Here is a 22694-nt window from a genome sequence, read left to right on the forward strand (position 1 = left end):
TGTCCGATCGCCGCGGCAACATGCCATGACCGAATATCCCAGAGCGGCGATCGGACACCCCGTCGCGGCACCGCCCACCCACACACCACCCCAGGGGCGCGAGGCTGTGACATTGTGCGGCTCCGCCGCGTGGGCGCGACCAGCCACAACGCACCCGCAGACAAACAACCGCCCAACCGCCGGAGGCACCGGCGTGCGCCAAAGCCAAGCCCATGCTTCCCTGAGCACATTCGAACGGCGCCGACGTGCCACAGGAGTCGACAAGATGAGCGGCGCGGACCCGGAGGGCCCGGTCAACGGCGACGTCGGCATGCGACGGCACGCCGACACCCCGTACCGCCTCCGCGTCCGCGGCCGCAGCGTCGCCTGGATACCCCCGCTACTCCTCCTCCTCGGCATCACAGTGGTCGACCGCAACACCTCCGGCGAGTTCCGGATCATCTCCTGGATCGTGCTCGTCCCCGGCATCGCCGCAGCGATCTGCGGAGTACGCGGAACGGCCGTGTTCGCCGGCCTCGCCCTCATCACGTACGTCGAGGTGGACGCCTCCTGGCCGCACCAGTACCAGACCGGCATCCCCGACTTCATCCTCGTCGCCGTGGGCGGCGTACTGGCCACGCTGGCCTGCGCCGTACGCGTCCGCGGCGACCTGCGCATGCTGCACATGCGGGACATCGCCGAGACCACCCGCCGCACCGTGCTGCGCCCGCTTCCCACGCCGTGGGCCGGCCTCGACCACGCGGCCGTGTACCTCGCCGCCGACAGCGAGGCCCGCGTCGGCGGCGACTTCTACGACATCCAGCCCGGCCCGCACGGCACCCGCGTCCTCCTCGGGGACGTCCAGGGCAAGGGCCTCCCCGCGGTCGAGACGGCCGCCGCCCTGCTCGGCACGTTCCGCGAGTCCGCGTACCACGAGGCGTCCCTCTCCGTCGTCGCGGAACGCCTGGAGGTACGGATGGGCCGCCACCGGCAGTACCTCGCCGACCTGGGCGAGGCCCTGGGCGGCGACCCGGCCCGCGGCATGGAGCGCTTCGCCACCGCCGTCCTCGTCGCCTTCCCTCCCCCGGGCTCCCCCGGCGGCCATGTCGACGTCGTCAACTTCGGCCACGAACCCCCGCTGGTGGCGGGCCCGGACGGCGTACGCCTCCTGCCACCCGGAGCCGGCCTTCCACTCGGCCTCGGCGCACTCGCGACGACCACAACGACCACAACGAACACGACGGCCGAGACGAACACGACGGGTATCCCACCCGTCCACCGCGTCCCCCTCACCCCCGACGAGACCCTCCTCCTCGTCACCGACGGCGTGACCGAGGCGCGCGACGGCGACGGAGTCTTCTTCCCGCTGCACGAACGCGTGGCCCTGGCCATCGCCACCGACCCCGGCTTCACGGACCCCCGCCTCCTCGTCGAGCTCGTCCGCGACGGCACCCTCCGCCACTGCGGCGGCCACCTCGCCGACGACACCACGATCTTCGCCGTACGCCTCACACGCCCCGTACACCCCACCCACCGCGCGCAGCCCACACACCCCTCACCACAGTGAACTCCCGTCCCCCCGGCCCGAGGTCCCCCTTTGCACCCGCACCGGTTACGGTGCTGCCGTGGTGATCGAACGGGAGGAGACGGCGGCGATGCCTGGAACCGTGCTGCTGCTCGCGGCTTCGCCGGTGGGCAAGGGGTGTCTGGTGGACGCCGCTTCGGTGCTCCCCGTACTCGCGGCGGTGGCACCCTCGGTGCTCTCCGGCACGGACACCGCGAACGTCGTCGAACTCGCCGACCCACTGGAACCGCAGGCCGTCCTGACCCGGCTGCGCGCCGCCGCGACGGCCCCGGGACCGCTCACGGTCTTCCTCACCGGCCAGCTCCAACTCGACCGCCGCCAGCGGCTTCCGCACCTCGCGCTGGCCCGTACGACCCCCTCCACCGTCCGCTACACCGGCTTCCCCTGGCACTGGATCCGCGAGGAACTCCGGCTGCGCTCCCCGGGCAGTACGACGCTGATAGTCGACCTGCACACCGACGCGGAGACCTGGCAGCACCTGGCGACGCAGCCGCTCGCCGCGGGTCCGGGGGCCGAGCTGTACGGCCGGGTGGCCCCGCCTCCGCCGCGCCGCGCGGTGGCGACGCCCACGTACATGAGGGCCGTCGCGACGATCCTGCGCAGCGGCCACCGCCCGCCGCTGCCGCAGCTCCACGAGCAGGCGCTCGCCCGGTCCACCGGTGACGGCTCCCGGCCTGGACAGCCGGACCTCGTCCTGACACCGGCCACCGGCGCCCAGGCCCAGGCCCAACAGTGGCCCACCGGACCGACGTTCGCGCCGGCGTTCGCAGGGACGACACCCGCACCAGCACCCGCACCGGCCACACCTCCCGTACCCACCGCGCCCGCCAACACGCCCGCCAACCCGCCCGTCAACTCACCCCCCACCACAGCCAGTTCACCGGAGAACGTCACCGACCCGCACGCCGCCATCACCGCCGCCGTCCAACATGGCCGGCACGCCGAGGCCGCCGAGCTGGCCGAGCGGTGGGAGCAGGCGGCGCTGCGGGCGTACGGGCCCGGGGCCGACGAGGTCGTGCACTGGATGGAGGTGCGGGCCGACCTGGCGATGTTCGCGGGGGACGCCGCGCGGAGCTGCCGGACCTGGCTGGCGGTGGCCGATGCGCGGCTCGCGGCGGGGCAGGCGGCTGACGCGCCCGGTGTGGAGGCGGCCGTGGACCGGGCCCACCACCAGTGGGGCCGTATCGACGACTCGGCGCGGGCCCGTGAGCTCGGGCCCGCGCTGGCCGACCTGCGGCTGCGCGTTCCGGGTCGTCGGCAGGGGGCGCTGGACGATGTCCAGCGGAACCTCAGCCGGCTTCAGACGCAGGTGTGACGAGGTTGAGCCTTCCCTCGCCGCAGGAAGTGGCCGGGGAGCCCACTTCCTGTCGGCAGTAAAGCGCGCGAAGATCAAAAACCGCTCGGTACAAGATCAGAGTTCCCTCAGAAATCCCTATGCGGGTAGACCCCGCCGGAGCTCAGTCCGCGCACAGCAGGTAGCCCGCCCCGCGCACGGTCCGTATGAGCTCCTGCCCGCGTCCGCCCAGTTTTCGGCGCAGGTAGTAGACGTACGTGTCGACGCTGCCGGCGCCCTCGACGCGGTGGTTCCAGACGCGCTCCTGTATCTGGGCGCGGGTCAGCACCCGGCCGGGGTTCTCCATCAGGTAGCGCAGCAGGGCGAATTCGGTGGTGGTGAGGCTTATGGGCTGCCCGGCGGCCCACACCTGGTGGGTGTCGGCGTCCAGCCGTACGTCGCCGGCCTGCAGGCTGCGCCGCTCGGCCGGGCGGACGGCGGTACGCCGCAGGAGGGCCCGGACGCGGGCCGCGACCTCCTTGAGCTCGAAGGGCTTGGTGACGAAGTCGTCGCCGCCCAGGTCGAGTCCGCGTACCCGGTCGTCGACCTCGTCGCGGCAGGTGAGGAACAGCACCGGCATGGTGTGCCCCCGCAGGCGCAGTGTCCGGCAGACCTCGAAACCGTCGAGGCCGGGGAGGTTGACGTCGAGCAGTACGAGATCGGGGCTGTAGCGGGTGAGGGTTTCCAGCGCCTCGCGTCCGGTGGCCGCACCGGTCACTCGGAAGCCGAGGAACTCCATCGCCATGGTGAGCAGGGCGCGGATGCCCTCCTCGTCGTCCACGACGAGGAGATGGGCGGGCGGGGTCGTGGGGGAAAGAGAGGCCGTGGAGACAGGGGAGGTCATGTCCTGTTCCTTTGCTGTGCCGACCGTGGGGGTTGGTCATTGAGGTCTCAACCTCAGTGGTCGCACATCGTCACACGTACCGGCAGGTAGTGGGTAACAGCGAGCTCATCGCGGCGACAGCATCTCCAGCGCCCCCGACACCAGCGTCCGTACACCCGGCCCGACCGTTCCCAGGTCGGGCGCGAAGTGCGGGCTGTGGTTGCTGGGGACGGCGGCGAGCTGCTGCATCAGGTCGCCGCCGGCGCCGGCTCCGGCCGCGTCCCACACGTCGGCGGGTGTGCTCGTCACGAACCAGTACGCGTACGGAAGTCCGCCGTCGGCGAGGGCCGAGAAGTCCTCGCTGCCCATGACAGGGCCGAAGTCGAGCACCGTACCGGCGCCGAAGACCTCGCCGTGCACGGCGGCGATCCGGCGGTCGGTGTCGACGTCGTTCACGGTCACCGGGAAGCTGTCGCCGACCGTCACGGTGGGCTCGCGCGGGCAGCCCGCCGCCGCGCACTCGCCCGCGGCGATCCGCCGGATCGCGGCGAGCATCCGCTCCCGCACCTCGGCGGACTGCGTACGGATGTTGAGGGCGATGTGCGCCTCGGACGGGATGATGTTGTGCCGGGTGCCCGCCTCGATCCGCCCGACGGTCAGTACGGCGGACTCGCGGGCCGCGATCTCGCGCGAGACGACCGTCTGGAGCCGGGTGACGATGTACGCGGCCGTCACCACCGGGTCGACGGTCGCCTCGGGCCGCGAGCCGTGCCCGCCCACCCCGTGCACGACGATGTCGACGTCCGTCGAGGCCGACATGATCAGGCCGGGCGAGTGGGCGTACAGACCGGCCGGGCCGGGTGCCGCGTGCTGGGCGAGCAGGACGTCGGGGCGCGGGAACCGCTCGTACAGGCCGTCCGCCACCATCCGCGCCGCGCCCTCGCCGGTCTCCTCGGCGGGCTGGCCGAGGACGAGCAGTGTGCCGTTCCAGGTGTCGCGGCCGTCGGCGAGCGCGTCGGCCGCGCCGGCCAGCCAGGTGACGTGCAGGTCGTGGCCGCAGGCGTGCATCACGCCGGGCGTCCCGGAGGCGTACGGCAGTCCCGTCTCCTCGGCGACCGGCAGCGCGTCCATGTCGGCGCGCAGCAGGACGGTGGGGCCGTCGCCGTTGCGCAGTACGCCGACGACTCCGGTGCCGCCGATGCCGTCCGCCGTCTCGTACCCGGCGGCCCGCAGCCGCTCGGCGAACATGCCGGCCGTCCGGTGCTCCCGGGACGACAGCTCCGGGTGGCGGTGCAGGTCCCGGTAGAGGTCTTCGAGGGCCGGGAGCGGGAGGTCGGCGGTGAGGTCCAGCGCGAGGCGTGCGGTGGGGGAGGTCACGGGGTCAGGGTATGTCCGTACGGCAGAGCCACCGGCGGGAGGGGGAGAGTCCCGCCGGTGGCGGCTTGTGCCGGCCGTGCGTCCGAGCCGTACGTCGGAGCCGTGTGCCGGAGTCGTGCGTCGGGTCAGAACGCGGGGACCGCGGAGGGCCGGGCTCCGTTGATGTTGCTGTAGAGGTTGTTGGTCAGCGGGAAGTTGGCGGAGCCCCAGTAGTTGCTGTCCTTCTTGTTGGAGTTCCACATCTGGTCGCGCGGCGCCTTGTCCATGGTCTCCATGGTGACCAGGGCCGGGCGGTCCCAGCCCCCGTCGTCATAGGCCTCCGGTGTCTCGCCCCACTTCGCGAAGCGGAAGGCGTGTGTGTCCCACGCGGCGCCACCGTCCTTGTGGTAGACGATCTTGACGTGGTTGCCGTCCATCGGCACCTCGTTGATCGGGTGGGTGCTGTAGTTGCCGTGGCGGGAGGCGGCCAGGTAACGGGGTCTCTCCTCGCCCTGCTTCTGGAAGACCACGACGCTCTCCCAGTCGTGGCGGTGCCCGGAGGCGGCCCCGGACTGGTCCTTCTCGAAGTAGAGGGCGTAGACGTACGCGCACCAGCCGTTCTTGCACACGGACTGCGCGTACGTGTTGGCGCGGCCGAGGTGGTTGCTCTTGCAGCCGCCGCCCAGGGTTCCGGTCGGGTTGAGACCACGGTTGCGGAACCCGGTCGAGTCGACGGCGGCCGCCGGGTAACAGCCGTCCTCGTCGTAGTCGAAGTACGGCCGGTACTTCAGCTGGAAAGTGCTGGCCTTCTCTCTCAGCGGGTTCAGGTTGTCGGCGGACGCGCTGCCCGCCAGGCCGACGATCAGTGCGGTGGCGCTGACCGCGACGAGCGAGGCCTTGCCGAGGCGGGACTTCTTTCTGTTCTGCACTGCCTTGAACATGCGGGTGCTCTCCAGTCGCTCGGTCCGTGAGGGGTGTTCCGCGCCGGAATGCGGCGTGGCGAGACCGAGACTGGCAACCGGAAAATTGACCGGCACCCCCTTTCATCAGGGCAATCAATACCGGGAGGCTTCGGTGAACCGCCCGCTGGAATTGTCCGGCGGGACGTCACGAAGCCGACGTCAGCACCACATCTTCCGTTGGTTGAGGTCTGGTGGTTCACGTCTGGATCGGGGCGACAGGAGTGACCATTGCCGGCCGGTGGCCGGTGGCCGGTGGCCGGATCTCGGCCGGGCCGGGTGCCGGCCATGACCGAAGAGGGCCCCCGGCGCTGGTGCGCCGGGGGCCCTCTCGACTCGGTCCCGTCAGTTCAGTCGCGCTCAGGCGTTGCCTCAGCCGCCGCCGCCCCGGTCGCACCGGGTGATCTTGCTGCAACCCCGGGTGTACGGGTTCGCGGCGGTCGACACGATCAGGTCCGTGTTGAAGCCCCAGTGAGCGGCCGGGTCGCGGGCCGGGTCGTACGAGACCCGGGCCTGGACGTGGCGGGAATTGGCCATGAAACGCTCGAAGGTGAACGTGGGCGGCCTGAGAGGGTTGACGCGCCCGTTGATCGTGGCCTGCGTCATCCGGTAGGCGCGGACGCCGACGATCGCGTAGTTCGGGATGTGGCGGACGTAGGCCCATTCGTCCTGCCAGCGATATCTGCTGGCCATGTCCGGACGTTCCCGCTGGAGCTGATCGACGACTTTCAGCGCGTTCCTCGCCCATGTCGGGTCGATCACGTAGACGTAGGCGTGGGCGACTATCTGCCCTGTCTGGCAGCGTGACAGCAGGAAGTTACCGACCACCGGGATGAAGGCGTAGGCCGCCATCCGGCCCGTGGAGCAACGCGGCTGCGCCGCCAGCTCGGCCAGATTTTCCATCCCCCCTCTCCGCGCGAAGTTCTCCGCCACACTCCGCGTCCCGGTCGTCGAAATGTAGTTGCTGTCCACATGGCGGTCTCCGCCGTGGACATGGGCGACGAGGTCGTTGTTGTGTCCCCGTGCCGTGAAGCCGTTCCTGAAGACATCGTCCGGCGGGCGGGAGTCCCCGCGGTACAGGTCGTGAGGGAACGAGTCCTGCGGATCGATGTCCGCGTTGTGCAGGCTGGAGCACCACTGCCCGCCGGATCCCGAGGAGGAGCCTCCCGGGCACGGCGTGCCCGCGGCCTGGGCGCTCGACAGCATGCCGAGCGGGCCGAGCAGCGTGGCGAACAGGGCCAGCACGAGCGTGGACATGATCGACGCGTTCATGCGCCTGTCGTGGCGGGGCGGGCCGGTTCCGCGGGGCGGCGCGGGCGACGGCTGGTCGGCGGCTCCCCGCTCGGGGTCCGCCATGAGGTCTGGGTGGGGCATGGGCGCTCTTCTCCAGCTGCTCGGTGTGCCGGGATCCGGCTTGACCCGACCGAGGCTGGCAACGGAACGGTTGACCGGCAGGTCCCTTTCGTCAGGTCGGTCAATTCCCGGGGGCGCCACCGGGTTGTTCGGCGTCCCGTTCCATGGCTGTCATCAATGCCACATCTGGGGCGGAAAGTGTTTACCCCGCATCCGTACGAAACGTAGGTTGATCGCCCCGAACGTCGTTGAACGTCGTTTTCATCCGCTCTGTGGGCATGGACGAAAGTGGGTGGTCCCATGGGGCGTCCCGAAAGACCGGTGGACCCGGCGGCCGGTCCCGTGCAGCGCCTCGCCCATGAGCTGCGGGAGCTGCGCAAGGCCGCGGGCGGCCCGTCGTACCGGACGATGGCCGCGGCGGCGGGCTTCTCCGCGACGACGTTGTCCGACGCGGCGGCCGGCCGGCGGCTTCCGTCGCTGCCCGTGGTCCAGGGGTATGTGCGGGCGTGCGGCGGCGATCCGGCGGAGTGGGAGCCCCGGTGGAAGGAAGCCGACGCGGAGGCCGCGGGGGCCGTACGTGCGGAGGCGGCGGACGCCTCGCCGCCGTACCGGGGTCTGGCGCGGTTCGAGCCGGCCGACCGTGAGCTGTTCTTCGGCCGGAACCGGCTGCTGGACGAGCTGCGGGAGCTGCTGTGCGGGAACCGCCTCGCCGTGGTGTTCGGCGCGTCCGGCAGCGGCAAGTCGTCGTTGCTGCGGGCCGGGCTGATCCCCCGGCTCCGCGAGACGGCCGTGGAGCGGGGGTGGTCGCCGGTGCTGCGGGTACTGACCCCGGGCGCCCGGCCCGCCGACCAGTACGGGCATCTGCTGGCCCCGGCGGAGGGGGAGCCGGAGAGCTGGGTCCTGGTGGACCAGTTCGAGGAGGTCTTCACGCTGTGCCGGGACGCCGGGGAGCGGGACCGGTTCATCGACCTGCTGCTGACCGCCCGGAAGCCGGAGAGCCGGCTGCGGGTGGTGATCGCCGTGCGGGCGGACTTCTACGCCCGGTGCGCCGAGCACCGCGGTCTCGCGGAGGCGCTGAGCGGCGCCGCGCTGCTGGCCGGGCCCATGACGGCGGACGAACTGCGGGACGCCGTCGTCGGACCGGCGCAGGCGGTCGGGCTGCTCGTCGAACGGGAGCTGACCGCGCGGGTCGTCGAGGAGGTCCTCGACCAGCCCGGCGCGCTGCCGATGCTCTCGCACGCCCTGCTGGAGACTTGGAAACGGCGCCGGAGCCGGTTGCTGACGCTGGCCGCGTACGAGGCGGCGGGCGGGGTGCGCGGCGCGATCGCGGCGACCGCCGAGGAGGTGTACGGCCGGCTGTCCCCGGCCCAGTCGCGGACGGCCAGGCAGTTGCTGCTGCGGCTGATCGAGCCCGGTCAGGGCACCGCGGACACCCGGCGCCCACTGACCCGGGCCGAACTGGACGAGTGGGAGGACCCCTCGGTGCCGGTTGCGGTCGAGCGGCTCGCCCGGGAACGCCTGGTGACCGTGGACGAGCAGGGCGTGGAGCTCGCCCACGAGGCGCTGATCACCTGCTGGCCGCGGCTGCGCCGCTGGATCGATGAGGAGCGGGAGCGGCTGCGCCACCACCGTCACCTGACGGACGCCACCCGCCTCTGGCTGGAACACGACCGAGACCCCGGCGCCCTGTACCGCGGCGCCCGCCTGGCCCGCGCGGAGGAACTGTTCGCGGACGACGACGAGGCCTTCGGCGAGGCCCGCGGCGAGGGTAGTGGCTGGGGCCGCGATGAGGGTGACGGTGAGGTCGGCGGCGAGGCCCGTGGTGAGGGTGGCGGCTGGGGTCGCGGTGAGGCCGGCGGTGAGGGCCGCGGTGAGGGTGGTCGCTGGGGCCGCGATGAGGGTGACGATGAGGCCTTCGGCGAGACCCGCGGTGAGATCCGTGGTGAGGCCCGTGGTGAGGGTGGCGGCTGGGGTCGCGGTGAGGCCGGCGGTGAGGGCCGCGGTGAGGGTGGTCGCTGGGGCCGCGATGAGGGTGACGATGAGGCCTTCGGCGAGACCCGCGGTGAGGTCCGTGGTGAGGGTGGCGGCTGGGGTCGCGGTCAGGCCGGCGGCGAGGGCCGCGATGAGGGTGACGGTGACGCCGGCGGCGAGGGTGGCGGCTGGGGACGCGGTGAGGCCCGCGGCGAGAATGGCGGCAGGGCCCGTAGTGAGGGCGGCGGTGAGGCCCGCGGCGAGAGCGGCGGCAGGGCCCGCAGTGAGGGCGAGAGCGCCGGGCAAGGGGACGGCCGAGAGGGTGGCCGACGGGACAGCCGAGGGGACGGCCCAGGGTGCGTACTGACCGTGCCCGAGCGGGAGTTCCTCACCGCCGCGCTCGACGCCCGCGCGGCGGAGCGCCGGGCCGTCACGCGTGCCACCCGCAGGGGCCGCGTCCTGCTGTCCGCGTTCTCCGCCCTCCTGGCGGTGGCGCTGGTCGGCGGCCTGGCCGACTGGCATCTGCGCCGGGACACCGAGCAGCAGCGCACCGACACCGCGGCCCGCCGCGTCGCCGACGTCGCCGACGCCCTGCGTACGACCGATCCGCACACCGCGATGCTGCTGGGCGTCGCCTCCTGGCGCGTCTCTCCGCTGCCCGAGGCCCGCCGGGCCCTGCTCGGCGCCCTCGCCCAGCCGGAGCACGCCATCTTCACCGACCCGGCGCCGGGAGACGGCCCGAAGCGTTTCCTCGCCGACTCCGGCCGTACGCTGCTCAGCGTCGAGGGCCGTACCTGGCGGACCTGGGACGTGACCAAGGCCCGCCGCACCGCCTCCGGACGGCTGCCGGCCGGCGACGTCGTGGCGGCGGGACCGGACGCCCGGGTCCTCGCGGTCGCCTTGGACGACGGCATCCGGCTGTGGGACAGGACCACCGGACGGTGGACCGGCGACCCGCGCCCGCTGCCCTTCGGCTCCACCCTCGATCTCGGCGCCGACGACCGCAGCTATCTGTCGGACCGCGCCGACGACGACCGGGTGCTGCTGCGGTCCGTCAGGGACGGCAGGGCGCTGTTCGAGACCCGGGCGGCCGGCCTGGTCGACCCGGCCGTGAGCGCCGACGGCCGGCTGGTCGCCGTCTGCCCCGCAGGCCGGGCGCCGCAGCTCTGGGACACCGGCCGGCACCGCACGGTGCCCGGCTCGTGGGAGCGGGCCCACGGGCTCTGCGGCGACGAGCAGCGGACGGCCCTGGTGTTCGGCGGCGACCGGCTCGTCGCCCTCTCGGAGTCCGGCGTACGTGTCTGGGACACCGCCTCCGGCAGCCAGGTCGCCGAACTCGACGAGCCGGGCGCGGAGGACGCCGCCTTCAGCGCGGACGGCACCTTCCTCGCGACCGCCGGCACCGAGGAGATCAAGGTGTGGCGGCTCTCGTCACCCGAAGCGCCGGTCTTCCGCCACCCCCTCAACAGCCAGCACCTGCAGAGCGGCCTCGGCTGGGACCCCGGCCTGCCGATCCTGCGCTACCTCGAAGGCGGCAGTGTCCACTGCCTCGACCTCGGGACGGCCGTCACGTCCCCGTGGCGCGGGCGCCCACTGGACGCCGTACAGCTCAGCCCGGACGGCCGAACGCTCGCCACCGCCGAACGGTCCGGCGACCGCTACCGCGTCGAACTGCGCGACACCCGCGACGGGCACCTGCTCCGCACCCTGCCGTCCCCGCCGGCGCCGGTCTCCCGCGACCCCGCCGAGCCGGTCGTCCCGCAGGACACGACGCCCCTCCTCGCGTTCAGCCCCGACGGCACCGCGCTCACCTACGGCGTCTCGACCCCCGGCCGGGAGGCGGCACCCCAGCGGTTCACGGTCTGGGATCTGGTCCACGACCGCCGGCGCACCGTGCTGGACCTGGCGACACCCGAGTCCGCCGGTGCGGTGGTCTCGGTGGCCCTCGGCCCCGGCGGGCGCACCCTGTACGCCGCCCGCACCCCGGCCATCGGCGAGGTGAGCGACGAGGCATGGAACACCGGTACGGGCCGCCGGACAACCGTCCTCACCGGCCTGACCAGCGTCAACCTGGCCGTGAGCCCCGACGGCCGCCGCCTCGTCGGCGACAACCGCGCCGCCCGCCTGCCCGCCGGGGAGGTCACCGGGCACGGCCTCGTCCAGGGCGAACAGATCGGCGCGCTCGCCTTCGCCCCCGACGGCTCCCGCCTGGCGGCGGGCGACCAGACCGGCCGCGTGGCCCTGTGGGACGGCGCCCTGCGGCACCGCTCCGGCGTCCTGCGGAACGTCTTCCCCGCCCCGCTAGGCGACACCCCGGAAGCCGTCGGCGCCCTCGCGCTCAGCCCCGACGGCCACACCCTGGCCGTCGGCGGCGACGCGGGCACCCTCCAGCTCTGGGACACCGCCACCAGGCAGCCCCTCGGCACGCCCCTGACCACCCCCGGCGAGAACATCACCACCCTCGCCTTCAGCCCCGACAACGGCACCCTCTACGCCGGCAGCGCCCACGTCCCGCTCCAGCGGTACGCCATCGACCCCTCCCGCGCCGTCACCCGCGTCTGCGCCCGCGCCCGCACCGACCTCACCCGGGCCCAGTGGCAGACGTACGTCCCGGAGGTGCCGTACCGCCGGGTCTGCGGCTCCGCGCGAGGCGCCTGACCGTTCGCGTGTCGTTCGGCCACATCGTCCCCGTGGACGAGAGCGCGCGCCGGGCCGTGGACCGTCTCGTGGCGTTCCTGGGACGCGACCCGGCACGGCAGGGCACGTACCTCCGCGCAGGCTGACCGGTGGTTCTGCGCGGGGTCGTCGTTTTCTCCGGGAAGCGGCTGCAGCCGTTCGCGGAGCCGATCGGCGGTAACGTGGGTGAAGTGACGGGGAATAAGGAGTCAGCCATGACCCAGACCATTTACCGGCATCTGCGCGAGCTGCGCGACCACTTCACGCCGCCACGCGGCTTTGCGTACCCGGAGATCAGCGACGGGGTCTTCGTCATGATGATGAGCCCGCGCCCGCGTCACCAGGTCACCGCCAAAGACATCACGCGCCAGCTCGACCCTCAGCTCCCCGAGGGTATCCTCACCTTCGAGGCCACCGATACCGACGACGGCGCCCTCGGCAAGCTTCGGGTTCCCGACATCATCGTCACCGCGCGCGAGGCGATGCTGACCGACGATCCGCTGAACCCGCACGAGATCCTCCTCGCCATCGAGATCGTCTCCCCCTCGAACCCGGCCAACGACTACGAGGTCAAGACCCGCGACTACCCAGCCATGGGCATAGAGCGTTACCTCATCCTCGACCCCCGCGACGGCACCTGGACCTACCAGTGGAGCATCGACACATGCGGGGGACGCCCCGCCTACGGCAACCGTCTCCACAAGCAGCCCTACGGGACCCCGCTCGCGATCACCACCGAGCTGGGCACCTGGAAACTCGACACGAGTGGGCTGCCGCTCTACTCCCGCAAGGACATGATGCTCTCGCCCGAATCCGACGGGGAGTAGACGTCACGCCTCGGGCTTCGCCTCGCACTAACGAGGACCCGCGGCCGCCGCACTGGCGAGCGCGGTGAAGGCGATCACGGCGGCACCCAGCGCGACAACGAACCGAGCCGGGATGTAGCGCGCGGCAATGCGTCGGAACACGGCGACAACCTCGCATCGTCAACGTAGGCCAGCGTATTAAGTCTGCTTAAGTCTGCGTCATCATGCGTTTAACGCGCGGCTTAACCTAGGGCGTGTTTGCCGCAGGGGCAAGTAGGGGAATCGGCCCGTCCGCCGCCTCCCCGCATGGTTCAACTGTGCTGGTACGGCAAGAAAGTTGGGTACCTCCTGGGTGTAAGTCGGCTTACTGGCATGCTTACGCCATGGCCGAGCGCGACGACCCGGGAACCATCGGGCGCAGAGTGCAGCAGCTGCGTACCGAACGCGGGCTGACGCAGAGGCAGTTGGCGGAACCCGCTTACACCCCCGCGTACGTCTCCACGCTGGAGGCAGGCCGGGTACGGCCCTCCGAGGACGCGCTGCGGCACATCGCGGAGCGGCTCGGGGTCGCGTACGAGGAACTGGCCACCGGCCGGCCCGCCCGCCTCGCCACGGAGCTGCGGCTGAGGCTCACCGACGCGCAGCGGACCCTCGCCACCGGCGAGGCGGAGGTCGCGGCCGAGCAGTACACCGCGCTGCTCGGGGAGGCGGAGACACACGGTCTTGAGGCCGAGTGCGCGGCCGCGTTGCTGGGGCTCGGCGAATGCGCCCTGGACACAGGGGACTTGGCGACGGCACGCCTCCGCTTCGAGCAGGCGGAGAAGCGGCTCGCCGACGCACCGCTGACGAGCCGGGTGCCGGCGCTGCGGGGCCGGGCCGTCTCCCACTACCTGGCGGGCGAACTCCGTTACTCCTGCTACCTGTACGAGTCCACGCTCGACGAGCTGAACCGCGGCGGGATGCAGGATCCCGATGCCCTGCTGCTCCTCTACACGGGCGTCATCGCCCCGTACATGGACATGGGCGCGCACGCCCGGGCCGCGCAGGCCGCGGAGTTCGCCCTCGCGCTGGCCCCGCAGGTCGGGGATCCGGTGCTGGTGGCCCGTATGCACCGGTCGGTCGCCCGCACGATGATCGCCGAGGGGCGGATGGCGGAGGCGGACGCGTCGCTGGCGAAGGCGGCAGAACTGTACCGGCAGCTTCAGATTCGTACGGAGCTTGCCAACTGCCACTGGATGCGCGGGTATTTGTACGCGCAGAACGGTGAACTGGAGCGGGCGGAAGGGGAGTTGCGGCGGGCGCAGGAGATGCTCTCCGCCAGGCGGGCCGCGCTCTACACCAGTCAGGTGGCCGTGGAGCTGGCGGACGTACTGCACCGGCGGGGAAAGTCGGACGAGGCGTCGGAGCTGCTCCGCGACGTGCTCGGGGACCTGAGCCCGGAGCGGGGTGCCGTCCACTCGGCGGCCGCCCACCGCCTGCTCGGCATCATCGCGGAGGACGCGCGGGACACCGAGACGGCCGAGGAGCACTACGTGCGCGCGCTGAGCCTTCTCGAACGGGCCGGCGCGGCGGGCGACCTGGCCGACCTGTGCCGCCTGCTGGGAGACCTGCTCCGGCGTACGGGCCGGGTCGAGGCGGCACTGGACGTGTACCGGACGGGCCTCGGCCATCGCACGGCGCCGGGAACGACGACGCTGGGTCCGGCGCCGGCGCACCCGTCGCTCTGAGGGGCCGCCGGGGGACGACCGGCCACGGCTGACGCGTGGCGATCGGCTACGGCTGACGTGCGGTGCCCGGCCACGGCTGACGTGTGGCGCTCTTTCCGCGGAGTGCTGTGTGCGGAGTGCTGTGTGCCTGCCGCGGGCCGCGTTCCGGACATGCGCGGGCAGATACGGGCATTTTGTGCCGTGTTGTGGTCAGCCCGAGGTCGGCCGGGATCCGCGGAGGATAGTGGCGTGAATCGGATCAGAGTGGTCCGATGTGCCTGGTCGAGTCCGGCGGGATGACGGGCTGATCGACGCACCGCGGCTGGCTCGATCGAGAGGGAGCGGTACATGACCGCCGTCCGTGCGGCAGGGCGGCCAGTGCTGTCCCCTGTCTTCCTGGTTTCGCTGGGTGTCTGCCTGCTGATCGCCGTGCTGGACGTGCTGGCCGACGGTGATCCCCAGATCGTCGCGCTCCTGGTCATCGGCCCCCTGCTGGCCTGCACCCGGCTCGACGTGCGGCACACCGTGCTGGTGGGCTGCTGGGCCGCGCTGGCCGGAGTGGCGGCGGGCCTGCTGGACGGCACCTTCCTGACGCTCGCGTTCGCCGTGCGCTGGTGCGGAGTGCTGCTCGGCTGTGCGCTGACCGTGTACGGGGCGCGAAAACGTGCCGCCCTGGAGGCCGCACTCCGCTCGCTGGCCCTGTCCCGCCAGGCCACCAAGGCCACCCAGGCGGCGATTCTGCAGCCCCTCTCCCGGATGCTGGACGGCACACATGTGTGTACCCGCTACCACTCCGCGACCGAGGAGTCAGGTCTCGGCGGGGATGTGTACGACGTCGCGCAGACCCCGTTCGGCCTGCGGGTCCTGATCGCCGACGTCTGCGGGCACGGCCTGGACGCGGTACGGCTGACCGCGGCGGTGGTCACCGGCTTCCGCGAGCTGGCGTACACCACGGAACGACTGCCCGAGCTCACCGCCGCCCTGGACGCGCGGCTCGCCCCGGAGCTGGGTCCCGAGGACTTCGTCACCGCGGTGCTCGCCGAGTTCGCGCCCGGCGAGGTACGCCTCGTCAACTGCGGCCACCCCGCACCGCTGCGCTGCTCGGGACAGGACGTCGAGTTGCTCGAACCCGCCGAGCCGACACTCCCGTTGGGCCTGCGGCCGAACCCGCGCCAGGACCACTTCTCTTTGGAGTCCGGTGACCGGCTGCTGTTCTACACCGACGGTCTGACCGGAGCTCGCGACGCCCAGGGCACGCCGTTCCCGCTGCTGGGCGAGGCGCCCGCCGCCCTGCCCGCGGCCCTTCCGGAGGAGGCGCTCCGCTCCCTGTACACGCGGGTGCTCCGGCACGCCGGGCAGCTCACGGACGACCTGGCCCTGGTGCTGTGCCAGCCGGTCGAGGCAGGCGTCGCCCCCGCCTGGAGCCCTCTGGTGGCCGCGGCGGTCTGGGACGGCACCGACCGCCAGGCGGCCGAATCACGGGTCAACGACCTGACCGCCCTGGTGGAGTCTTCGCACGACGCGATCCTGGCCAAGACCCTGGACGGGCGGATCACCTACTGGAACGCGGCCGCCGAGCGGCTGTACGGCCACACCTCCGAGGAGGCGATCGGCACCCACGTGTCGTTCCTCGCGCCGCCCGACCGCAAGGACGAGATCGACGAGCTGCTCGACCGGCTCAGCCGCGGCGAGAAGATCGAGCACTTCGAGACCATCCGGGTCACCGCCACCGGGGCGCGGCTGGACGTGGACGTCACGCTGTGGCCGACCCGGGCCCCCGACGGCCAGATCGTCGGGGCCTCCGCCATCGTGCGGGACGTGAGCGCGCAGAAACGGGTGGAGGCCGAACTCACCGCGCTGTACGAGCGGCAGCGGCACATCGCCCTGACCCTGCAGCGCAGCCTCATGGGCATTCCGCCCGAGATCCCCGGGATGCCCACCGCCCACCGCTATCTGCCCGCCACCCAGGGGGCGGGCGTCGGCGGCGACTGGTTCGACCTGGTGCCGCTGGGCGCCGGCCGCGTCGGCGCCCTGATCGGCGATGTCATGGGGCGCGGTCTGACGGCGGCCGTCGTCATGGGGCAGCTGCGCTCGGCCGCGCACGCGCTGGCCAGGAGCGGGATGCCGCCGCGGCAGCTGATGCACACCCTGGAGGCGGTCGTGGCCGACCTGCCAGGGCAGCCCGACCAGTTCATCACCTGCTGCTATGTGGAGATCGACCCGGGCGCGGGCGAGGCCACGATCTGCTCCGCCGGGCATCTGCCCCCGCTGCTGGCCACCCCCGACGCCGCGGTCCGCACCCTGCCGGTCCCGGTCAGCGTCCCCCTCGGCGTGGGCGAGATCCCCCACGAGCAGGTCACCGTCCCCATCCCGGTGGGCTCCACCCTCGTGCTCTGCACCGACGGACTGGTCGAAACACCCGGCTGCGACATCGACAGCCAGCTCGACGCCCTCGCCGCGGCGCTGGGCACCGCGTTCGCGACCGAGCCAGGACTGGAGGAGGCCGCCGACCACGCGCTCGCCGAACTGCTGCCCGACGGCGACGGACCGTACGACGACGTCACCCTGCTCCTGGTGCGCCTGCCGTCGGCCCCGCTCGCCACCGCCCGCCTCGACCTGGCGGCCGTCCCCGCGGCGGTGACCGAAGGGCGCGCCTTCCTCACGGAGTTCCTGGCCTCCTGGAACTGCCCCCACGACGTGACCGACGACGCCCGGCTGCTGGCCTCCGAACTCCTCACCAACGCCGTCTTCCACGCCGGCGGGCCCATCGGGCTGCGGCTGCGCCACACCGCACACGAGCTCACCGTCGAGGTGACCGACCGCAGCCCACACCTGCCGCACCAGCGGTCGGCCGACGCCGCCGACGAGTCCGGGCGCGGGCTCGCGATCGTCGACGCGCTCGCGGACAGCTGGGGCACCCACGCCACCGAGGACGGCAAGACCACGTGGTTCACTCTGTCCACAGGGAGCGCGGCGGCCGCGGGGGTGGCGGGCACCGGCTGACGGCCGCTCCCCGGGAGAAGCGAAAGCGCCGCCCGGAACGGCCGACTAACCTGCTCGGGGATGTGCGGCCGGGCTGCCGGGCGTGAAGCAAGGGGCGGGAAACAAGGGGCGTGGAGAACCAAAGAAGTCTGGGCGACGGGGCTCGGGTCGTGGCGCGGGCGCTGGTGTACGCGGTGGTCGGCGGCGTCGCGCTGATCGCGATCGCGACGGTCGGATCGGTCCTCGGGCCGATGGTCGCGCTCGATCTCGCGACACCGGCCATGGCCGCCTGGTGGACCGTGTTCACCGCCGTCGCCGTGCAGGGCATGCCCTTCCTGCTGCTGGGCACGGTGGTGTCGGCGGCGATCGGCGCGTTCGTACCGGCGCGGGTCTTCAGACGCGTACTGCCGAAGAACCCGGCGCTCGCCGTGCCGGTCGCGGGCGCGGCCGGGGTCGTACTGCCCGGCTGCGAGTGCGCGTCCGTGCCCGTGGCCGACAGCCTGATGCGGCGGGGAGTGGCTCCGGCGGCCGCGCTGGCCTTCCTCCTCTCCGCGCCCGCCATCAATCCGGTCGTGCTGGTCGCGACGTCCATCGCGTTCCCCGGCAACCCCGCCATGGTCGGCGCCCGGCTCGTCGCCTCGCTCGCCACCGCCGTGGTGATGGGCTGGCTCTGGGTGCGGTTCGGGCAGGAGAAGTGGCTGCCGCCGCGGAACAAGGGGGGCCGGGCCGCGGCCGAGGGCGGCGGCTGGCGGGGCTTCCGGGACGGGCTCCAGCACGACTTCCTGCACGCCGGAGGCTTCCTCGTACTGGGCGCGGCCGCCGCGGCGACCTTCAACATCCTCGTACCGCGATCCGTGCTCGACGTCTTCACGGGCTCGCCCTGGCTGTCGGTACTGCTCCTCGCGGTCCTCGCCGTGGTCCTGTGCGTCTGCTCCGAGGCGGACGCCTTCGTCGCGGCGTCCCTGACGGGCTTCTCGCCCACCGCCCGGCTCACGTTTATGGTGGTCGGCCCGATGGTCGACCTGAAGCTCATCGCCCTCCAGACGGGGACCTTCGGGCGGGCGTTCGCGTGGCGGTTCTCGTCGGTGACATGGGTGGTGGCCGTGGTGAGCAGTGTGCTGGTGGGGTGGTGGGTGCTGTGAGGCCGCGAACGCGTATACGTCTGCGTCTACGTCCGCAGGGGGTGCTGCTGATCCTCTGCGGGGCCGCGCTGCTCAGGATCGCGCTCTTCAGCGAGCTGTATCTGCGCTACGTGAAGGAAGGGCTGCGGCCGTACCTGATCGTCTCGGGGATGGTCCTGATCGCACTCGGCGTGGTGGGCATGCTCAGCCGCGCCCACTCCGAACACGACCAGGATCACGACGGCCCCGAGGGCCATGAGCACTACGAACACGCCGGTCATGAACAGCACGAACACGTCGGCGGAGGACAACACGAACACTCCGGCAGGGGACAGGTCGGCCAAACCGGCGGGGGACTGGTCGGCCGGGAACACGCCAGTCACGACAGCACTCGGCACGACCACACCGGCCACGATCACATCCGCAACCCCCGCATCGCCTGGCTGCTCACCGCCCCGGCCCTCGCCCTCCTCCTCTTCCCGCCGCCCGCCCTCGGCTCGTACAGCGCCGGACGCGAGGAGGCCAGGACCGCGGCACAGGGCGCCGGCACCTTCCCGAAGCTCCCGGCCGGCGACCCCCTCGACCTCACACTCGGCGCGTTCGCGTCCCGCGCGGAGTGGGACACGGGGGCGTCCCTGAAAGACCGCACCGTCCGCCTGACCGGCTTCGTCACCCGCGGCGACAACGGCACCTGGTACATCGCCCGCCTCCTCGTCGCGTGCTGCGCCGCCGACGTACAGGCCCTGAAGGTCGAGATCCGCGGCGCCGACGGCCCGGCCCCGGACGAGTGGGTGACGGTCACGGGGACCTGGCGCCGGACGGGGGAGCCCGGGTCGGATGCGGCTCGGCCTGTACTGGACGCCAGCTCGGTGGAGCGGGTGAAGGCACCGTCGGATCCGTACGAGAAACGCTGAGCGTTCGGGCGGTGGTGTGGACCGGCGCATGGCCTCGTCGTCCGGGTGGCTGAGGACGAGCGGGCGCCGGTCGGCCAGGACGTGGGCCGGACCTGGTCACCGGGCACCCGTCACGGCACCGCGCCGTCGCCCTGCTGACCACCGGGCAGGGGCCTCCGGGTGGCGTCGGGACCGGTGCCGCCCGCCGTGCCGGTTCCGTGGGCCAGTTGCCACACGTCCGCCGCTGCCAGCGCCGCGTACTCGGCGGGTGGGACGGTGCCGGTGAGGCCCGCGACCCGGGCGGGCTTGCCCTCGCGTTCGGCGAACAGGGCGACGGTGAGGGCGAGTCGGGACGAGTAGACGTTCCGCCAGACCGTCCGCGCCCCGGGCCCGCTGCCGGCCCCCGCCGAGTGGCCGGCCGACGGTACGGGCACGGGTACGGCCCCTGGTACGACCCCTGGCACGGCCGACTCGACCGCGTACTCCTTGCTCCCCCGGGCCCTCTGTGTCCCCTGGGCCCCCGGGGGCCATTCGCCGCCCTTGGCGAGCGATCCGTGCAGGAACTCGGTGATCACCGCCGTCTCCTTCTCGTCCATCGCCATACGCGTCTCGGGGCGCGCGGTGTGCACCGTACGACCGGCCCGGGTGATCTTCGCGACGGTGTACGGGGTCGCGTGGGTGCCCCCGGCGGCCACGGTCGCGTACGCGGCATTCAGGCGTACGGGGGTGGGGGCGGCCTCTTTCGCGAGGCCGGCCAGCGGATCGCCGGGCCGGGTCAGCGTGAACGGTTCGAGCGCCGTGCCCGCCTCGACCGCCCCGTCGACGGCGTCGTTGAACGGCTGCCGGGCGTAGTCCGCACCCCCGTACAGCACGCGCACGGCCCCGTCTCCGGGCACGGTGGCGACGACGGCGGTGTGCAGCCGCGCCCCCTTGGCGCCGGTGCTCCCGTCCCCGTCCCCGCTTCCGCTCCCGTTCCCGTTCGTGCGCTCTTGGACGAGGTCCGCCGTCGCGTCCTGCAGGCCGAGGTCGAAGGTGGTGTGCACCTTGTAGCCGCCGCGCGCCAGCTGGTCCTCGGAGATGCCGAGCCGGTCGGCGGCCTCCGCGGACGCCGCGTCGATCAGGTACTGGCGCCGGCCGTCCGTGGCACCCGGCGGATAGAAGCGGAACGCCGGGAAACGGGCCGCCGCCCGCTGCCGTTCGCTGATCGCACCGGAGTCCGCCATCGCGTCGAGGACCCAGGCCCAGCGACGCTCCAGCGTCCCGGTCACCTTCGCGTCGGCGCCCGCCCGCTCGTAGTACGAGGGGATGTTGACGAGTGCCGCGAGCGCCGCGCCCTGGGAGACCGTCAGGTCCGGTGCGCCGACGCCGAAGTAGTTCCGTGCGGCGGACTCGATACCGGCGGCGCCCCGGCCGAAGTACACCGTGTTGAGGTACCCCTCCAGGATCTCGTCCTTGGACCTCGTCCGGTCCAGCTTCACCGCGATCAGCGCCTCCCGCGCCTTGCGGGACAGGGACTGCTCCGGTGACAGCAGGGCGTTCTTCACGTACTGCTGCGTGATCGTGGACCCGCCCTGCCGCTCACCGCCCGTCACGGTCGCGAGCGCGGCCCGCAGGATCGCGCTCGGGGCGACCCCCGAGTCCGTACGGAAGGACCGGTTCTCGGCGGCGATCACCGCGTCCTGGACGTGCCGGGGCACCTGCTTCAGCGGGATGTCCTGCCGGTCGACGGGACCGCGCCGGCCCAGGTACTCGCCCTCGGAGTCCACGAAGACCGTGCTCTGGCTGACGGTCTCGGGATGCGGCTCGGGGATGTCCGTCATCCGGTACGCGACGACCAGCGCGGCGCAGGCCGCGAGGAACAGGGCGAGGAGGACGGCGAGGGCGCGGCGGAGCCGGCGGGGGCGGGTACGGCGGAGATGGGTCCGGAAGGCACGGAGGGGACGGAGGGTCCGTAAGGCACGGAGGGTCCGTAAGGCGCGGAGGCGGGTGCTCATGAGGGTGTGCCCGTCTGGGCGAGGAGCTTGCCCGTCGAGTCGTAGATCTTCACGGCCGCCGACTTCAACGGCCGTTTCAGGTCGGTCAGTTGTGTGTCGGCGTACCAGACCGACCAGCCGGGGCTGCCGGCCAGGGTGAGCAGCCGGGCACTGAACTTGCCCTCGGCCGTGGTGAGTTCGGCGCGGGACGGTACGCCGGCGCCCTGGTAGACGCCGGAGAGGAAGTGCCGCTTGTCCACGGGGTCCGACTGAAGGCTGAGGGTGGCGGGGCCCTTGCCTTCGTCGACCGGGTGGAACTGGTTCGGCCGCTTCGGCGTCGACCAGTGCTTGCCGTCCTTCGTGAGCCACAGCTCGACACCGGGCGCGACGGCGACACGCTCACCGGCTGTCACGATCCGAACCGCCGTAGCCGCGACGGGAGTTGTGGCCGAGCCGGAGTCGGAGCCGGATGCGGTGCCGCGTACGGCGCCCACGGCCGCCGGTATGACGAGCAGGGCTCCGGCCGCCGTCAGCAGGGCGGTCGTACGGCGCCGGTGCCGACGCCGGATGCGACCCGCCTGCTCGATCTCGGGGAGCGGAACGGGACGGGGAACGGGACGGGGAACGGGATGTGCAGCGAGGTGGGGTGCGGCGGGCGGCTCGGTGTACGCGGCGTGCGCGCGAAGGGCCTTCAGCGCCCGGCGTCTGTGCGCCTTGACCGCGCCCGGCGAGGATTTGAGGAGCGCGGCGATCTCGCGGTGGGTCAGGCCGTCCCAGTGGTGCAGTACGGCCACGGCACGGCGACGGGGCCGGAGGGCGGCCAACACCTCGGTGAGAGGGTCGAGTTGATCGATCTCGTACGACTTCGACTTTGACTCCGACTTCGGCCCGAACCTGGGCTTGGACCCGGGCCGGACGAGGGTCCACGGCAGCCGTTCCCCGCGCGCCCGCCGGAGGTAACCACCCACCAGCGCCCGCCGCGCACAGAACTCCGCGTCGTCCCGCGGCACCCGCCCCCGCCGCGCGTACACCTCCGCCAGCGCCGCCCGCGCCAGCCCTTCCGCCTCGGCGGAGTCGCCCGTGAGGAGGCGGGCCGTACGCACCAGCCGGGGCCAGCACTCCGTCGCGCGGGCCGTGAAGTCGTCGTCATCCATGGTGGGTTCGAGCGCGCTGCCCGC

At 72.6% G+C, this 22694-nt stretch carries 14 protein-coding genes; 8 read left to right on the forward strand and 6 right to left on the reverse strand.

All coding sequences use genetic code 11. The features are described 5' to 3' along the window. Positions 1 to 310 precede the first annotated feature (310 nt). Positions 311 to 1546, forward strand: coding sequence for a PP2C family protein-serine/threonine phosphatase (locus AB0I18_RS11040; RefSeq protein WP_363105221.1), 1236 nt, complete (start codon positions 311 to 313; stop codon positions 1544 to 1546). 88 nt (positions 1547 to 1634) lie between these two features. Further along, positions 1635 to 2879 carry a hypothetical protein gene (locus tag AB0I18_RS11045; RefSeq protein ID WP_363105222.1) on the forward strand — a complete coding sequence of 415 codons (1245 nt, stop codon included), beginning with the start codon at positions 1635 to 1637 and terminating at the stop codon, positions 2877 to 2879. 142 nt (positions 2880 to 3021) lie between these two features. Here the strand turns inward: AB0I18_RS11045 and AB0I18_RS11050 are convergent, their stop codons facing one another. The 4 genes from AB0I18_RS11050 to AB0I18_RS11065 all read right to left on the reverse strand — a co-directional run bounded on the left by AB0I18_RS11050 (position 3022) and on the right by AB0I18_RS11065 (position 7409). Further along, positions 3022 to 3741, reverse strand: a complete 720-nt coding sequence (locus tag AB0I18_RS11050) for a response regulator transcription factor (protein ID WP_363105118.1) — start codon at positions 3739 to 3741, stop codon at positions 3022 to 3024. Positions 3742 to 3846: 105 nt separating this feature from the next. Further along, positions 3847 to 5097: an amidohydrolase gene (locus AB0I18_RS11055; protein ID WP_363105119.1), complete on the reverse strand. Its 1251-nt coding sequence runs from the start codon at positions 5095 to 5097 to the stop codon at positions 3847 to 3849. Between the two features lie 125 nt (positions 5098 to 5222). After that, a complete protein-coding gene (locus AB0I18_RS11060) occupies positions 5223 to 6017 on the reverse strand; it encodes an NPP1 family protein (RefSeq protein WP_363105120.1) in 795 nt (264 codons plus the stop codon). A gap of 390 nt (positions 6018 to 6407) precedes the next feature. Next, complete coding sequence (locus tag AB0I18_RS11065) at positions 6408 to 7409, reverse strand: hypothetical protein (protein ID WP_363105121.1); 1002 nt, start codon at positions 7407 to 7409, stop codon at positions 6408 to 6410. A 279-nt stretch (positions 7410 to 7688) separates the two neighbouring features. On the opposite strand from AB0I18_RS11065, the gene AB0I18_RS11070 reads away from it, so the two are divergent. The 6 genes from AB0I18_RS11070 (at position 7689) to AB0I18_RS11095 (ending at position 19564) form a co-directional block, all read left to right on the forward strand. Further along, on the forward strand, positions 7689 to 12017 hold the full coding sequence (locus AB0I18_RS11070) for a hypothetical protein (RefSeq protein WP_363105122.1): 4329 nt from the start codon (positions 7689 to 7691) through the stop codon (positions 12015 to 12017). A 233-nt stretch (positions 12018 to 12250) separates the two neighbouring features. Continuing rightward, positions 12251 to 12862: a Uma2 family endonuclease gene (locus tag AB0I18_RS11075; RefSeq protein ID WP_363105123.1), complete on the forward strand. Its 612-nt coding sequence runs from the start codon at positions 12251 to 12253 to the stop codon at positions 12860 to 12862. A 362-nt stretch (positions 12863 to 13224) separates the two neighbouring features. Beyond that, on the forward strand, positions 13225 to 14568 hold the full coding sequence (locus tag AB0I18_RS11080; RefSeq protein WP_363105124.1) for a helix-turn-helix domain-containing protein: 1344 nt from the start codon (positions 13225 to 13227) through the stop codon (positions 14566 to 14568). A gap of 327 nt (positions 14569 to 14895) precedes the next feature. Continuing rightward, complete coding sequence (locus AB0I18_RS11085) at positions 14896 to 17550, forward strand: SpoIIE family protein phosphatase (RefSeq protein ID WP_363105125.1); 2655 nt, start codon at positions 14896 to 14898, stop codon at positions 17548 to 17550. 110 nt (positions 17551 to 17660) lie between these two features. Further along, a complete protein-coding gene (locus AB0I18_RS11090) occupies positions 17661 to 18671 on the forward strand; it encodes a permease (protein WP_363105126.1) in 1011 nt (336 codons plus the stop codon). A gap of 41 nt (positions 18672 to 18712) precedes the next feature. Then, positions 18713 to 19564, forward strand: a complete 852-nt coding sequence (locus AB0I18_RS11095) for a TIGR03943 family protein (protein ID WP_363105127.1) — start codon at positions 18713 to 18715, stop codon at positions 19562 to 19564. A 110-nt stretch (positions 19565 to 19674) separates the two neighbouring features. On the opposite strand, the gene AB0I18_RS11100 is transcribed toward AB0I18_RS11095, so the two are convergent. Both AB0I18_RS11100 and AB0I18_RS11105 read right to left on the reverse strand, forming a co-directional pair. After that, positions 19675 to 21537, reverse strand: a complete 1863-nt coding sequence (locus tag AB0I18_RS11100; RefSeq protein WP_363105128.1) for a transglycosylase domain-containing protein — start codon at positions 21535 to 21537, stop codon at positions 19675 to 19677. Then, the gene (locus AB0I18_RS11105) at positions 21534 to 22670 is read right to left on the reverse strand and encodes a sigma factor-like helix-turn-helix DNA-binding protein (protein WP_363105129.1); all 1137 of its coding nucleotides are present in this window, start codon (positions 22668 to 22670) and stop codon (positions 21534 to 21536) included. Before AB0I18_RS11105 ends, AB0I18_RS11100 begins: the two co-directional genes overlap by 4 nt. Between the last annotated feature and the right edge of the window lie 24 nt (positions 22671 to 22694).

The organism is Streptomyces sp. NPDC050704, assembly GCF_040654355.1.
GTDB lineage: Bacteria > Actinomycetota > Actinomycetes > Streptomycetales > Streptomycetaceae > Streptomyces.